The sequence below is a fragment of the Streptomyces zingiberis genome (assembly GCF_012034935.1).
In the GTDB taxonomy this organism is placed as follows: domain Bacteria; phylum Actinomycetota; class Actinomycetes; order Streptomycetales; family Streptomycetaceae; genus Streptomyces; species Streptomyces zingiberis.
The window spans coordinates 335,199-348,952 of the sequence record NZ_JAATEN010000002.1 but is presented as its reverse complement, the minus strand read 5'-3'; the positions used below and the strand labels follow the sequence as shown (position 1 = coordinate 348,952).

The 13,754-nt window shown below is 75.0% G+C and carries 9 protein-coding genes; 5 read left to right on the top strand and 4 right to left on the bottom strand.

Annotated elements, in window-relative coordinates; translation table 11 throughout:
• Nucleotides 1-232: 232 nt before the first annotated feature.
• The 3 genes from HCK00_RS03660 to HCK00_RS03650 are packed head-to-tail and all read left to right on the top strand — an operon-like array spanning nt 233 to nt 4,535.
• Nucleotides 233-2,935, top strand: a complete 2,703-nt coding sequence (locus HCK00_RS03660) for a LamG-like jellyroll fold domain-containing protein (RefSeq protein WP_240965198.1) — start codon at nt 233-235, stop codon at nt 2,933-2,935.
• Nucleotides 2,932-3,702: an Rv1352/Rv1906c domain-containing protein gene (locus tag HCK00_RS03655; RefSeq protein WP_168100256.1), complete on the top strand. Its 771-nt coding sequence runs from the start codon at nt 2,932-2,934 to the stop codon at nt 3,700-3,702. Before HCK00_RS03660 ends, HCK00_RS03655 begins: the two co-directional genes overlap by 4 nt.
• On the top strand, nt 3,699-4,535 hold the full coding sequence (locus HCK00_RS03650) for a glycosyltransferase family 2 protein (RefSeq protein WP_168100255.1): 837 nt from the start codon (nt 3,699-3,701) through the stop codon (nt 4,533-4,535). The genes HCK00_RS03655 and HCK00_RS03650 overlap by 4 nt, the downstream gene beginning before the upstream one ends.
• A 137-nt stretch (nt 4,536-4,672) precedes the next feature.
• Here the strand turns inward: HCK00_RS03650 and HCK00_RS03645 are convergent, their stop codons facing one another.
• Nucleotides 4,673-5,830: a glycosyltransferase gene (locus HCK00_RS03645; protein WP_168100254.1), complete on the bottom strand. Its 1,158-nt coding sequence runs from the start codon at nt 5,828-5,830 to the stop codon at nt 4,673-4,675.
• Between the two features lie 193 nt (nt 5,831-6,023).
• Here HCK00_RS03645 and HCK00_RS03640 point away from each other — a divergent pair, with 193 nt between their 5' ends.
• Together HCK00_RS03640 and HCK00_RS03635 are read left to right on the top strand one after the other, a co-directional pair.
• A complete protein-coding gene (locus HCK00_RS03640; protein WP_240965197.1) occupies nt 6,024-7,553 on the top strand; it encodes an O-antigen polysaccharide polymerase Wzy family protein in 1,530 nt (509 codons plus the stop codon).
• Between the two features lie 395 nt (nt 7,554-7,948).
• Nucleotides 7,949-9,010 (top strand): ferritin family protein, encoded by a 1,062-nt coding sequence (locus HCK00_RS03635; RefSeq protein ID WP_240965196.1) that lies wholly within the window; start codon nt 7,949-7,951, stop codon nt 9,008-9,010.
• A gap of 87 nt (nt 9,011-9,097) precedes the next feature.
• Here the strand turns inward: HCK00_RS03635 and HCK00_RS03630 are convergent, their stop codons facing one another.
• From HCK00_RS03630 to HCK00_RS03620, 3 genes are all read right to left on the bottom strand, one after another.
• Nucleotides 9,098-10,333 carry an MATE family efflux transporter gene (locus HCK00_RS03630; protein WP_168100400.1) on the bottom strand — a complete coding sequence of 412 codons (1,236 nt, stop codon included), beginning with the start codon at nt 10,331-10,333 and terminating at the stop codon, nt 9,098-9,100.
• 347 nt (nt 10,334-10,680) lie between these two features.
• Nucleotides 10,681-12,468 carry a lipopolysaccharide biosynthesis protein gene (locus tag HCK00_RS03625; protein ID WP_168100253.1) on the bottom strand — a complete coding sequence of 596 codons (1,788 nt, stop codon included), beginning with the start codon at nt 12,466-12,468 and terminating at the stop codon, nt 10,681-10,683.
• On the bottom strand, nt 12,465-13,730 hold the full coding sequence (locus HCK00_RS03620; RefSeq protein WP_168100252.1) for a glycosyltransferase: 1,266 nt from the start codon (nt 13,728-13,730) through the stop codon (nt 12,465-12,467). Before HCK00_RS03620 ends, HCK00_RS03625 begins: the two co-directional genes overlap by 4 nt.
• Between the last annotated feature and the right edge of the window lie 24 nt (nt 13,731-13,754).

The following is a 13,754-nucleotide window of genomic DNA, read 5'->3' as shown; positions in this document are numbered from 1 at the left end:
GCGCGGGCGGCGCACGGCAGGGCGCAGCAGGACACGGACGGACCGCGGTTCGCCCCGGCCGGAGCACAACCGGGCCGGGGTGACCGCAGTCCGACAAGATGAGTTCCCGTGATGGGATGACCAAGGGGCGGGCGACGCCTTAATCTCGCCTGCTACGGGCGGCCGTCGGGGCCGTGCCGGGAAGTACAGCCCGGGGGGGCACATGCGCACAGTGGGGGTATTGACGGCTGCCATGTCATTGGCAGCCGGATCGCTGGTGGGAGTGGCGGTGTCGGCTCCGCCGGCCGCGGCTCTCACCCCGCCCGTCGCCATGACGGCCGACGAACTGCCGACCTGGCAGACGAACGGCATCGTCTGGGCGACGGCGGCAGCCGGGGGAACCGTCTTCGCGGGCGGCACCTTCACGGCCGTCAGACCGCCCGGCACGGGCGCCGGCAGCGGCCAGTCACGCGAGGCGGTGAACTTCACCGCGCTGAACGCCGCGACCGGCGCGCCGACCGGCTGCGACCTGTCCTTCACGGTCGGCTCCGGCAACGCCACGGTGCGCGCGCTGGCCGTCTCGCCGGACCAGAAGACGCTCTACGCGGGCGGGTTCTTCGGCGCCGTGAACGGCGTCCCGGTGAGCAGCCTGGCCGCCATCGACATCAGCACCTGCACGCCCCGGACGGACTTCCGGCCGTCGGTCAACGCCACCGTGCGGGCGCTGGCCGTCACCGACGACGCGGTCTACCTCGGCGGCGACTTCCGGACGGTGGGCGGCCAGTCGCGGGACTACTTCGCGGCCGTCTCCACCAGCGGCTCGACCCTGCCCTGGCAGGCGGACGCCGACTACCCCGGCCGCGCGATCGAGGTCACCCCGGACGGCGGGACGGTGCTGCTCGGCGGTGACTTCTTCACCATCCGCGGCCAGGACTCGCACGCGCTGGCCGGAGTGGACGCCACCAGCGGGGTGGTGACCAAGCGCTACCCGCTCGGCTTCTTCCCGCGGACCTCCGTGGTCAAGGACATCCACGCCGACGCCTCCGGGGTCTACACCGGCAGCGAGGGCACCGGCGGCGGCGTCTTCGACGGGCGCGTCGCCTATGACCTGGGCACTCTCGACCAGCGCTGGCGGGACACCTGCCTGGGCGCGACCCAGGCCGTGCAGACCTACCGGGACGTCCTCTACAGCGGCTCGCACGCGCACGACTGCAGCAGCATGGGGGCCTTCCCCAACCAGCCGCGGTACCACCTGCTGGCGCAGTCCGTGGACGACCCCACGCTGCTCGGCTGGTTCCCCGACACCAACGACGGCCTGGGCGAGATGATCGGCCCGCGCACCCTGTCCCTGGCCTCCTCCGGAGGCAAGGACTACCTGTGGGTCGGCGGGGAGTTCACCACCGTCAACGGCGGCGGCCAGCAGGGGCTGACGCGCTTCGCCGACAGCCCCGACACCGGAGCGCCGCCGGCACCGCAGACCGAGGCGTCCAGCACCCAGCCGGGCCGGGTCACGGTCCGCTGGCAGCCGAGCATCGACCTCGACGACAGCGAGCTGACGTACCGCGTCTACCGCAACGGCGGTTCCACCCCGGTGCACACCGTGACGGCCTCGGCACTGCCCTGGGACCGGCCCCAGCTGAGCTGGACCGACACGGACGTCACCCCCGGAGCCACGTACACCTACCGGATCACCGCGAGCGACGGCACCAACACCAGCGCGCTCTCGGCGCCCCGGTCGGTCGTCCCCGCCGTCTCCCCCGAGGCGTACGCCCAGCAGGTCGTCGCCGACGGCGCCGAGCTCTACTGGCGCTACGACGAGCCGTCCGGCACCTTCGCCGCGGACTCCTCGGCCCCCGCCGACAGCGCGGGCATCCACCGGGGCGGACCCGAGCGCGCCGTCGCCCCGGGCGCCGTGCCCGGCACGGGGACGGCCCTCGGCCACGACGGCACGGACTCCTACACCTACAGCGACAAGCGGCGCGAACGCCCGGCCGCCTTCTCCGTGGAGACCTGGTTCAAGACCACCACCACGAGCGGCGGCATGCTCGCCGGTTTCGGCAACCGCCAGCTGGAGAACAGCTCCAGTCATGACAAGCACATCTACATGGCCAACAACGGCCGGCTGATCTTCGGCGTCAACAGCGGATTCGTCCGCACCGTCACCACCACGGCGTCCTACAACGACGGCAAGTGGCACCATGTCGTCGCCACCCTGGGCAGCAGCGGAATGCGCCTGTACGTGGACGGGCAGCTCCGGGCGAGCAACCTGCTGGTCGTCAGCAGCCAGAACTTCGCGGGCTACTGGCGTTTCGGCGGGGACAACCTGAGCGGCTACCCGACCCGTCCGAGCAGCGACTACTTCGCCGGCCAGCTCGACGAGACCGCCGTCTACCCGACGGCTCTGAGCGCCAACCAGATCCAGCGCCACCACACCCTGGGCACCGCGCCCTCGGACACGGTCACCACGGTGCAGCCCTCGGCCGACACCTACGTCAACCAGCAGGCGCCGAGCGCCAACCACGGCACGGCCGGGCAGCTCGCGGCCCGCGGTTCCGCGCTCTACGAGTCCTACCTGCGCTTCCCGCTGCCCTCGGCGCCGTCCGGCAAGGTGCTGAAGAGCGCCGCCCTGCGGGTGACGCTGACGGGGGACTCCTTCGCCGGCTCCACGGACACGTTCCGCGTGGTGCCGATCACCGGCTCCTGGTCGGAGACCGGCACCACGTACACGAACCGGCCCGAGCTGTCCGGGACGGCGCTGGGCACCCTGACGGGCGCCACCACCCCACAGGGCACCTACTCCACCGCGCTGAGCACCTCCGCGGTCTCCGGCAAGCTGGGCCAGAACCTGGACCTCGCGCTGACCGGTGACGGCACGGACAACCTCTGGCTGTCCTCGCGGGAGGCGTCGGGGACGGCCGCCCGTCCCGCGCTGGTGCTGACGTTCGGGGCGCCGTGAGCCGCCACGGTGCCCGCCGCGGCGCGGCCGTCGCCCTGGCGACGGCCGCCGCCGTGCTGCTCGCGGGCTGCGGCTCGGGCGACGACGGGGGCGGGGAGCACGCCGGGCGGCCCGGCGCCTCCCCCTCCGCGTCCGCCCCACGGGACGGGGAGCGCTCGGACACCCCGCAGGACGGGAAGGGCCCGGACGCGGGGGGCGTGCCGTCCGGCCCCAAGGTGCCGGACGACCAGCTCGACGCGGCCGAGCGCTCGTTCACGACGAAGGAGAAGAAGTACCTCTCCGGGCGGGTGCCGAAGGGCCACGACCCGGCGGCGGTGCTGGAGGGCGGCCAGGAGGCCTGCGACCGCCTGCGGTTCCTGAACGAGCTCGACCCGGAGATGGCGGTGAGCGCGCTGATCCTCGGCGAGATCACCAACGCCCGCGCGGCCGTCTCCGACCTCTGCCCGACATACCGGTCGACGGTGGAGGCCGCCGACCGGGGCCACACCGACGGCGAGTTCACCGTCGGCGCCGAGCGGAAGGCCGGCACGACCGTGGTCCCCGGCCGTTACCGCTCGCCCGGCCCCGGCCCGTCCGGCCCCTCGGGCGAGGACGGCGGGGGCGGCGAGGAGTGCTCCTGGCAGGTCACGGGGGCCGGCGGGAAGCCGCTGGACTCCGGCTCGGGGCGCGCCAAGGGCGGGGACATCGACATCACCATCCCGAAGGCGGCCCGGGGCTTCACCTCCACGGGCTGCCACAGCTGGCTGAGACTGGGAGGCACCGGATGAGCAGCAGACTCCCCATCCTCGTGGCGATACCGACCAAGAACGAGGAGGAGAACATCGCGGCGGCCCTCGGGTCGGTCATGGGCCACTTCGAGGCGGTCGCCGTGGTCGACTCGGACAGCACCGACGACACCCGGGCGATCGCCACCAAGCTGGGCGCGGAGGTCGTGCCCTACCGGTGGGACGGCACGTACCCCAAGAAGAAGCAGTGGTGCCTGGACCAGGTGCGCCCGGAGATCCCCTGGGTGCTCTTCCTCGACGGGGACGAGCGGCTGAGCCCGGCGCTGCTGGCCGAGTTGCGGGACCTCTTCTCCCGCCCGGTGGAGGCCGCCGCGTTCGACATCCCGCTCGGCTACTGGTTCGGCGGGAAGCGGCTGCGCCACGGCTACACCATCGTCAAACGCGCCCTGATGGATCGCAACCGCGCCTACTTCCCGGTGCTGGGCGATCTGGACGCGCCGGGCATGGGCGAGCAGGAGGGGCACTACCAGCCGATCGCCGATCCCGTGCGGCGGTTGCGGTCCCCGATCGAGCACGAGGATCTGGACCCGGTCCGTACCTGGTTCGACCGGCACAACCGCTACTCGGACTGGGAGGCGTGGCTGGAGCTCCACCCGGCGGTGCGGGAGGAGATCCGGCTGGCCAAGACCCGGCAGGGGCGCCTGTTCCACCAGGCGCCGTTCAAGCCGCTGGTCTCCTTCGGCTACGCCTACCTCTACAAGCTGGGCTTCCTGGACGGACGGGCCGGCCTGGACTACGCCCTGGCCATGAGCTTCTACCGGTGGCAGATCGGGCTCAAGACCCGGGAGGGGCGCCGGACGGGCCGCACGGGCTGACAGCCGAGGCGGCCCGGGGGGCCGGGGGCGGGACCCGGCCACCGGCCCTGGCCACCCGCACTCCCTCGCCGGCCCGCCCGGCCCCGTCCGGGCGGACCCGGCGGAGAGGGGCTGGCGCGGGGCGCCCCGGCCCGCGATCAGCGCCGGTGGCCGGCGACGACCTCCTCGTACAGCCCGTGCAGATCCTCGACGACGGCGTCGATGGAGAACTTGTCCCGGATGAGGTTCCAGGCCGCGTCGGAGGCCTCCGCGTTGGCGGCCGGGTCGAGCAGTTCCAGGATCGCCTGGCCGACCAGCGGCCCGTTGTCCGCGTCCGGGCGGCTGTCCACCACGCGGCCGGCGCCGGCCGCGGCCACGTCCGGCGAGAGCCCGCCCGTGCGGGTGACCACCACGGGCAGCCCCACGGACATGGCCTCCAGGATGGAGACGGCGAAGGGCTCCACGATCGACGGCAGGACGTAGACGTCGGAGCTCCGCAGCCGCTCCATGACCTCGGAGTGCCCGAGCGGACCGACGTACTCCACGGAATCGGCCACCCCGAGCCGGGCCGCGAGGGCCAGCATGTCGTCGGCGAGCGGACCGGTGTCCGGTCCGGCCAGCACGAAGCGCGCGCCGGGGTACTTGGCGAGGACGACCGGCATCGCCGAGATGAAGTCCTCCGGCCGCTTGCGGGCCTGCACCCGGGCCAGGTAGAGAATGGTGGGCGGGCGATCCCCGGAGGTGGCGGGCCGGCGCTCCTGGGCGGGTACGCCGTTGACCAGCCGGTGGGTGCGGCGCAGCGGGCGGGGCACCGCGACGGCCTCGACGTCCTCCCGCTCGCTCTCGGTGAGGTGGAGCACGGCGTCGGCCTCGCGGAGCACCTTGCGGAGCCCGAGGAGGTCGACGAGTTGCGCGACGCGCTTCTCCGTCGGGTCGATCATGCCGTGCGTCTGCAGCACCAGCGGGGTGCCGGTGCGCAGGGCGGTGAGGGCGATGGGCAGGGTGACCAGATCCCGCATCAGATGGACGTGGACGAGGTCGGCACCGGCCACCATCCGGCGCGCGCGGGCCAGCATGGCCGGTGAGGTGATCCCGCTGACCTCGAAGGCGGGCAGGACGTGCCGGGCCTGGTACAGCCAGGTCGGCACCCCCTCCACGGAGTCGGGCAGCGGCCCGTCGAAGCGGTCGCCGAGCGCGGTGATCCGGGCGTCCACCCCGCGCCGCCGCAGACCGCGCGAGAGATTCAGCGCGACCCGGGTGGGCCCCCCGAAGTCGTGTGTGGGCGTGTGCAGCGTGACCGCGTGCAGGACCTTCACGTGGTATTCCTCCCCCCGATGCCCCCCGGCACCGTGGCGGTCAGCGTATCCGCGGGCCGCGCCGGCCCGCAGCCGTACGGGGAGGAAGCCCGCGCCGGGTCCGCGCGGGCCGCCGCGCTTCTAGACTGCTGGCCGGAGGGCGGGCGCCGGGTGGCGCCCCTGGGGGCCTCAACAGCCGTAGGACAGGGGGGACATGACCACCGACGCACCGGCCGCACCGGCCGGGCCGGCGGAGGGCACCGCTCCGGGCGGCGGAGGGGGGCCGGGGGCGCGCGAGGCGTCCGCGGAGGCCCGTCACGCCCCGCGCGCCGTGCTCTCGCGGGCGCTGTCCGTCCCGCTGATCCTCGGACTGGTCTTCGGGCTGCCGGCCGTGGTGGCGTCCCAGTACGGCGACGGGGTGCGGGACGAGGCGTACTGGTTGCAGCTCGCGCTCACCTGCTACACGGGCGCGCGGCTGTCCGCGATGGTGCTGACCGCGCGGCGGCGGCTGATCCAGGGCGCCTTCTGGCTGTTCTGCTACATCGCCATGGGGGTGGCGCCGCTGGCGCAGGCGGTGCTGGGCCGGACGCCCACCCCCGTCGTCGGGCCGCGGTCGGACACGGTGCTCGCGCTGGTGCTGGTGCTCTGCGGCTGTGTCGCCTTCGACGTGGGCGCGCTGCTGGCGCGGCACCGCCCGTCGCTGCGGATCCGCTGGTCACCGCCGACGGCCTCGGTGGGGCGCCGGCGGCTCTACCTGCTGGTCCTCTTCGCCTGTGCCTGCAGCGCGGTGTTCGTCGTCCAGCTCGGCGGGCCGGCGGTGTTCTTCAGCAGCCGGCAGGAGATCAGCGAGTCCATCGGGGCGAGCGCGTCGGGCGGCGCCGGGGACTCCAACGTGGGCTCGGCGTTCCTGCGCGGCTTCGGTACCGTGCCGGCACTGCTGGCCCTGCTGTTCCTGCTGCGCTGGATGGTCACCTCCAAGGTGCCCCGGCGGAGCCCGCTGGTGCTGCTGATGCTCGCCGGGCTGGTGGCCGTCAACGTCGTCGTCAACAACCCGATCTCCAACCCCCGGTACTGGTTTCTGACCGTGGCGTTCTCGATCCTCTTCACGGCCTTCCCGAAGAGCCCGGTGATGTACCGGACGTCCCTGGCGCTCGGGGTGATCGCGGCGCTGCTCCTCTTCCCGTTCATGGACCGCTTCCGCTACGACGAGGAGGGCCGCAAGGAGGTGCAGTCCTCCTCGTTCGTGGAGCCGCTGACCCTCAAGGACTACGACCAGATCGGCATGTTCGCCAACACGATCACCTTTGTCGATTCCGGGGCGGGGCACGCCTACGGGCGCCAGCTGACCGGCACCGTGCTCTTCTTCGTGCCCCGCTCGGTCTGGGACGGCAAACCGCTGGACTCCGGGGTGCGGGTCGGCCAGTGGATGGGGATGACCAACACCAACCTCTCCTCGCCGCTCTGGGCCGAGCTGTGGCTGGACTTCGGCTCGGTGGGCATGACCGGCGGCTTCCTGGGGCTGGGGTACCTCTGCGCCCGCGGTGACCGCCGGTACACCCTGCGTACGGTGGACGACGAGCGGCCCGGGAACATCATGGCCATCGTCATCCCTCTGATCGCCGGATACTCGTTCATCCTGCTCCGCGGTCCGCTGCTGCAGGCGGCGGGGCGCATCGGCATCGCGCTGTTCTGCCTGGCGCTGGTGACGACGTTCCGCTCGGACACCCGGAAGCTGCTCCGCTGAGCGGACGCGCAGGCGGGTCCGGGCGGTCCGGGCGGTCCGGGCGGGGCCGGACAGGGCCGGCGGCCGGGCGGGAGTCGCGGGGGCGGCGGCCCGGGTGCCCCGGGGCGGGGACGGTGGCGACCTGAGAGCCGGGGGTGACGATGGGCCGGGGCCGGGGTTCCCGGACCGCGCCAGGAGGGACAGGGCCCCGGGGCGGGAGGCAGGCCGGGGGCAGGGGCCCGGGCCGGGACGGGGGCCCAGGCGGGGGCCGGACGGGCGGGTGGTTCCCCCTTGACGGTGTGATGATCGCTCTTTTCGGGCGATCACCGCCGGAGGCCGGTGAACCGGCCGCCGCGGGGTGGGAGGGCTCTGCCGTCACCGTGCCGGCGTCCCAAGGCGCCGGAGAGGAGAATTCCATGCCTGCCACCCCCACCCGTGCCCTCGCGGCGCTCGCCCTGGCCGCGGCCGCTGCCCTGACGGCCGGTGTCACGGCCACCGCCGGAGCGGCGGCACCACAGCACCCCGCTCCCCCGTCGTCCCCCACCCGTCCCCCCACCGCCCCCGCGCCCGAGCCGCTCGCCCTCTCCACCGTCGCGGACGCGGAGACGGCCATGGGCGGAGAGTCCTTCGCCAACGCCTCGTACCGCTTCTTCGCCGCCCAGGCGCAGCGCGAGAAGCAGCCCGAGGCCGCTACCGCGTTCCGCCGGACCGCCCGTACCGAACTGTGGGAGCACTTCTCCGAGCTGGCCGAACTGGTGGACGCGGTCGGCGACGACGAGTCGAATCTGCGCAAGGCCATCCAGGGCGAGACCCACGAGGCCCGGGAGATGTACCCCGACTACGCGGACCAGGCGCGGCGGGACGGCGACGAGAACGCGGCGGAACTCTTCACCGAGATCGCCGCCGACGAGAACGAGCACCGCGAGGCGTTCACCGAGGCACTGGAGGCGATCACCGGGAAGGGCGGCCGCGTCCCCGCGCCGCCGACGGTCGACCCCGTCGAGGTTCCGGCGGGCGAGCCCCAGGTCACCTCACCCCGGACCCGGGCCAACCTGGAGGCCGCGCTGCACGGTGAGGCCCTCGCCAACGCCTCGTACCTGCTCTACGCCCGGCAGGCCGAGCGGAGCGGCAACCACGCGCTGGCCCGGCTGTTCCGGGGCGTGGCCCAGGTCGAGCTGCGTGAGCACTTCGCGTCCGAGGCCGCCCTCGCCGGCCTGGTCTCCGACACGAGGAGCAATCTGCGGACCGCGATCAGCGGCGAGCGCTACGAGTCGACCGTGGTCTACCCGGCCTACGCGGAGCGCGCCCGGCGCGCCGGGGACGAGGAGGCCGCGGCGCTCTTCACCGACATCGCCGGGGACGAGCGCCGCCACGCGGAACTCTTCACCCGGGTGCTGCGCGGCATCGGCCACCCCGGCCACGGTCACGGCCGGCACGGGAACCACCCCCAGGGCGGCACCGGGCAGGCCGCTGGCTGACCCCGCGCCGGGCTCTCCCGGCCCGTCACGCACGGAAGGCGCCCCGCCCGCCGCGGGGCGCCTTCCGCGTGAGACCGGGGCGCGGAGTCACCCGCCGGCCGGACCGGCCGGGGCCTGGGGCGCGGGGGGAGGCGTGTTCCGCAGCCGGATGGCGCGGGTCCAGGCCGCCGTGGCCTTGAGCGCCGAACCGAGGCACAGTCCCCAGGCGGCGCCGAGCACCCCGCCGAGCAGGTGACCGCCGATCAGGAAGCCGACCGAGAGCAGGGAGAAGACCACCTGGATCGGCAGGGTGGAGCGCGGGCTGAGCACCCGGAGGGTCAGCAGCGCGCAGGTGCCCAGGGCGATGGCCGCGTACTGCGCGCCGGTGGCGGGCAGCAGCGCGGCGGCGGCGGCCCAGGTGTCACCGAGCAACTGGCGCCCCGCCCCGTCCGGCAGCAGGACGAGCACCCCGGCCCAGCAGGCGGCGACCACCGCGAGGACGGCGGCCAGGACGGCGGTGGCCCGGACTCGTCCGGCGGTGGAGGCGACCCGGTTCAGCAGTGGCGGGCCGAACGACGTGGCGGCGTTGAACAGGACGTTCATCGGGCCGAAGAGGGCGACCGCGCCCCGCAGGGCCCCGACGGCCAGCGGGTTGGCGAAGACGCCGAGTCCGATGATCGCGAGCTGGCCGGCGGCGTTGCCGACGGCGAACTCCAGTACGAAACGGCGTCCGAGGTGGCCACGGCGGAGCAGCCGGCGCGGGTCGCCCTGGGCTCCGCGCAGCCGCGGCCGGAGCAGCGCGGCGCCCAGCACCAGGGCCGGCAGGGCGGACAGCCCCCACACGGCGATCAGCCGGCTCGGCTCGCTGCCGTCCGGCTGGAGGACCAGCGCGGGGACGACCGCCACGAGCCGCACCAGATCGGTGACCAGGGCGAGATGCGGCAGCCGGAGCACCGAGAAGCAGTAGCGGACCGCGTCCTGGGTCAGCACCACCGGCAGGACGAGGCCGAGCACCGCGAGCCCGCGGGCGGTCTCCCCCGGCACGAGGACGAGCGCGGCGGCCATGAGGGCGCCTGCCGCGGTGGACGCCACGGCGGTGAAGCCCACGGCGGAGCGGCAGGCCGAGCGGACGGCGGACGGGGCTCCGCGCTCCAGCACCAGCGCCTGCCCGACATAGGCGACGGTGAGGCCGAGCAGGACCGTGAAGACCGTGTAGACGATGGAGAAGACGGAGAATCCGGCGGCCGTGGAGAGCCGCGCCGCCATGATGAGGACCGCGATGTTGGTGAGCGCCGACACCCCCTGGTCGGCGACGGAACAGAGCACGGCGGCCCGGGTCCGCAGCCCGCCGTCCCCGGAGCGTCCCGGCGGTCCGTCCCCGGGCTCCGCACCGGACGGCCCGCCGCCGGCAGGCCCAGGGGTGGGCGCGGGCGCGGGTGCGGGAGTGGGCGCGGGTGCCGAACGCGGTCCGGGGACCGGACTCCGCGGGGGCGCCGGGCCCGGCCTGGGAGCCCGGCCCGGCCCGGGAACCGGACCCTGCCCGGGAGCCGGTCCGGCCCCGGAGGGGCTCTCAGCTCCTGACGACGACTCGGCCCCGGAGGACGACTCGGCCTCAAAAGCCGGGTCGGGCCCGGAGGACGGCCGGGCCCCGGAGGACGCCGGGTCCGGCCCGGGACCGGGTGGGTGATCGGTCACCGGTGGGCCGGGCCGGCGGGGAGGCCGCCGTGGCTCCCGGCACCGCCGCTCCCCGCCGCCCCGCCCGGGGCACCGGGCCGTCCCGAGCCGGACGGAGACGCTCCGGCCGTTGTACGGTCGGTGGCGGAGGCCGCGGAACCGGCACCGCCGGCCGGCTCCGGGACGGCCGCCCCGTGCTCCGTATCGGACGGGGCCGCGTGGCGCCGGCCGCGGCGCAGCGCCGGGACGCGGCTGCGCCGGGCGGACTCCTCGGAGTGCAGCAGCGCCCCGAGGACCGTGCCGCCCGCGCCGGAGACCAGCTCACGGACGCGGGCGAGGTCGTCACGGCGCACCTCGCGCGGGTCGCAGACCACGAGCACCCCGTCCACCCGGTCGGCCAGCGCGATCGCGTCGGCGTAGGAGAGCACGGCGGGCGCGAGGACGACCACCACGGAACCGGGGGTGTCGGCCGTGGCGAAGAGCTGGGTGGCGTGCCCGGAGGTCAGCGCGCGGGCGACGTTGCGGACCCGGCTGCCGGGGACGAGTTCGAAGGCGCCCGACTCCCCGGCGTCGATGGGGATCTGGAGCCCGCTGGGCCAGACGTTGTCCCCGCGGGCCGGCGGGCGGGCCCAGCCGGGGCGGATGCCCTCGGCCGAGCGCAGCCGCGCGGAGAGCTGCGGATTCCGCAGGTCGGCCTCGACGAGGACGACGTCCCGCCCCATCTCGACGAAACAGGCGGCGAGGTTGACGGAGGCGGCGGCCGCGGTATCCAGGGAGCCGCGCGGGGCGACGACCAGCAGCCGGCGGCGCTCGGCGAACTCCTGGTCGTAGGCGAGGCGGAAGGCCACCGAGCGGTACTCCTCGGCGACCCGGCCCTGGGCCAGCAGGGTGCGCGGCTGGCCGCGCCGGGGGCGGGGCAGCGTGCCGAGGACGGGCGCGCGCAGAGCGCGCACGACATCGCCGACGGACCGGGCGGTGGGGTCGAAGACCAGCCGCACCCAGGCGGCGACCAGGCCGACGCCCACGCCGACGGCCGCGCCCAGGCCCAGCAGCACGAGCAGGCCGGGCCCGGAGGGATCGGCGGGAGCGGTGGCGGTGCGCACCACGAAGCCCGGGGTGGTGTCCACCGCCTTGAGGCGGGTGATGCTGCTGTTGAGTTCGGAGATCCGGCCGATGACCCCGGACTGCACGGAGAGCGTGGTGTCCAGGGCGCGTCCGGCGCCGAGGCCCTCGATCTGCTCGGCGAGGTCGTCGCGCTGCTCCTTCAGCGGTTCGAGCTGCTCCTCGTACCCCTCGATCATGTTCTTGATCACGGATCGGGTCTGGGCGCGCCGGTTGTCGAGGTACGCCTGGGTGAGGACGTTCGCGGTCTTCGCGGCGCGGGCGGGGGAGTCGTCGGTGTAGGCGAAGCGGAGCACCAGCGTGTTGGGCGGGTTGGTGACCTGGAGTCCGTCCTGGAGGCGCTCCACCTCCTCCGGGTCGTCGGGCGCCCCCAGTTCCGCCGCGGCGCGGGCGGCGACGGCGTTGCTGAGCGCCGTCTGCCGCTCGGAGCCCATGCTGATGTCCTTCTCCGCGGAGCCGCCGCCCGGGGAGAACGGGTCGAAGGTGGCGGACCGGACCGTCACCTCACTCGTGGCGACGTAGGCGGAGCCGCCGGCCAGGCCGACCCAGGCACCGCCGAGCAGTCCGAGGACCACGCCGGCCACGATCAGCGCGCGGTAGCGGAGCAGCTGGCGGAACTGTTCGCGCAGCAGGTCCGGCTCGTCCTCCTGGGCCGGCCGGGCGCCGGGCTGTACCACCGTCATCGGGGGGTACCCCTCCCTCTCGCGGGTGTTCCCAGCGCCTCGTCGAGGAGGCCGGTGATCCGGGCCAGCCCCGCCGCGCGGCTGAGATGGGTGTCGACATAGGCCGGGCCGCGGGCGCCGAGCGCGTCCGCCCCCGCGGGGTCGGCGGCCAGGCGGCGGACGGCTTCGAGCAGTGCGGAGGGGTCCTCCGGCGGGACGAGCACGCCCGCGCCGGACCGCCGCACCTCCCCCGCGGTGCCACCCTCCGCGGCGACCGAGGCCACGACGGGCCGGCCGGCGGCGAAGTACGAGGTGAGCTTGGACGGTATGGACATGTCCAGGACGGAGGCGCGCTGGGTGACGGCGAGGACGTCGGCCGCCGCGAGCACGTCCGGGAACTCCGCCTCGCCGGCCGGGGGCAGGAAGCGCAGATTGGGCACGCCGCGGCCCAGCTCGGCCAGGCGCGCGCGCTGGTTGCCGTCGCCCATGAGGATGATGTCCACGCCGGGTTCGGCGCGGGCGGCCTCGACCAGCACCTCCAGCCCCTGCTTCAGCCCCATGTTGCCGGAGTGGAGCAGCACCGTGCGCCCCTCGGGCCAGCCCAGCCGGGCACGGGTGGCGGCGCGGGACGCGGAGGGGCGGGCGACGTGCGACCAGTTGGGGACCAGCCGGACGCGGTCCCGCGCCACCCCCATGGCCACCACCCGGTCGGTGAACGTCTCATGGATGACGCCGACCAGCGCCGCCCGGCGCAGCACCCGGCGCTCGACGGCGGCCGCGGCCGCGGCCGCGCGGCCGCCCCCGCGGATGCCGCTCTGCGCGGCGGCGGCCCCCATGAGGTCCTGCACCACGGGGACGTAGGGGACCCCGTGGCGCCGGGCGACGCGCGCGGCGAGGAGACCGCCGGCGAGGCTGGGCACCTGGGCCACCACGGCGTCGAGCCGCCCGGTGCGCGGCGGGGCGAGCAGCCCCCCGGCGAGGATCGAGGCCTCGTACACCGCCCTGCGCAGCGCCGTCTGCCGGGACGGGACGGTGTGGCGGCGGCGGTGCACCCGCACCCCGGCCCGTGTCTCCTCGCGGCGCCACACCCCGCGGTAGGCGGGGTCCACCCGCCAGGCCGGGTAGTGCGGCACCCCGGCGAGGACGTGGACCTCCCAGCGTCCCTCCGCCGCCCAGTGCTCGGCGATCTGCGTCGCGTACGGGCCGATACCAGCCTGTTCGGGCGCGTAGTTGGTGGAGACGAGCAGCACCCGCCCCGCCGCGTCCGTACCGGTGTCCGGCATGGCGCGTCCCTCCCCCCGGAGTCG

Coding starts and splice junctions, on each gene's coding strand:
- HCK00_RS03660 (WP_240965198.1), top strand. CDS start 233: ATGTCATTGGCAGCCGGATCGCTGGTGGGAGTGGCGGTGTCGGCTCCG.
- HCK00_RS03650 (WP_168100255.1), top strand. CDS start 3,699: ATGAGCAGCAGACTCCCCATCCTCGTGGCGATACCGACCAAGAACGAG.
- HCK00_RS03640 (WP_240965197.1), top strand. CDS start 6,024: ATGACCACCGACGCACCGGCCGCACCGGCCGGGCCGGCGGAGGGCACC.
- HCK00_RS03635 (WP_240965196.1), top strand. CDS start 7,949: ATGCCTGCCACCCCCACCCGTGCCCTCGCGGCGCTCGCCCTGGCCGCG.
- HCK00_RS03625 (WP_168100253.1), bottom strand. CDS start 12,468: ATGACGGTGGTACAGCCCGGCGCCCGGCCGGCCCAGGAGGACGAGCCG.
- HCK00_RS03620 (WP_168100252.1), bottom strand. CDS start 13,730: ATGCCGGACACCGGTACGGACGCGGCGGGGCGGGTGCTGCTCGTCTCC.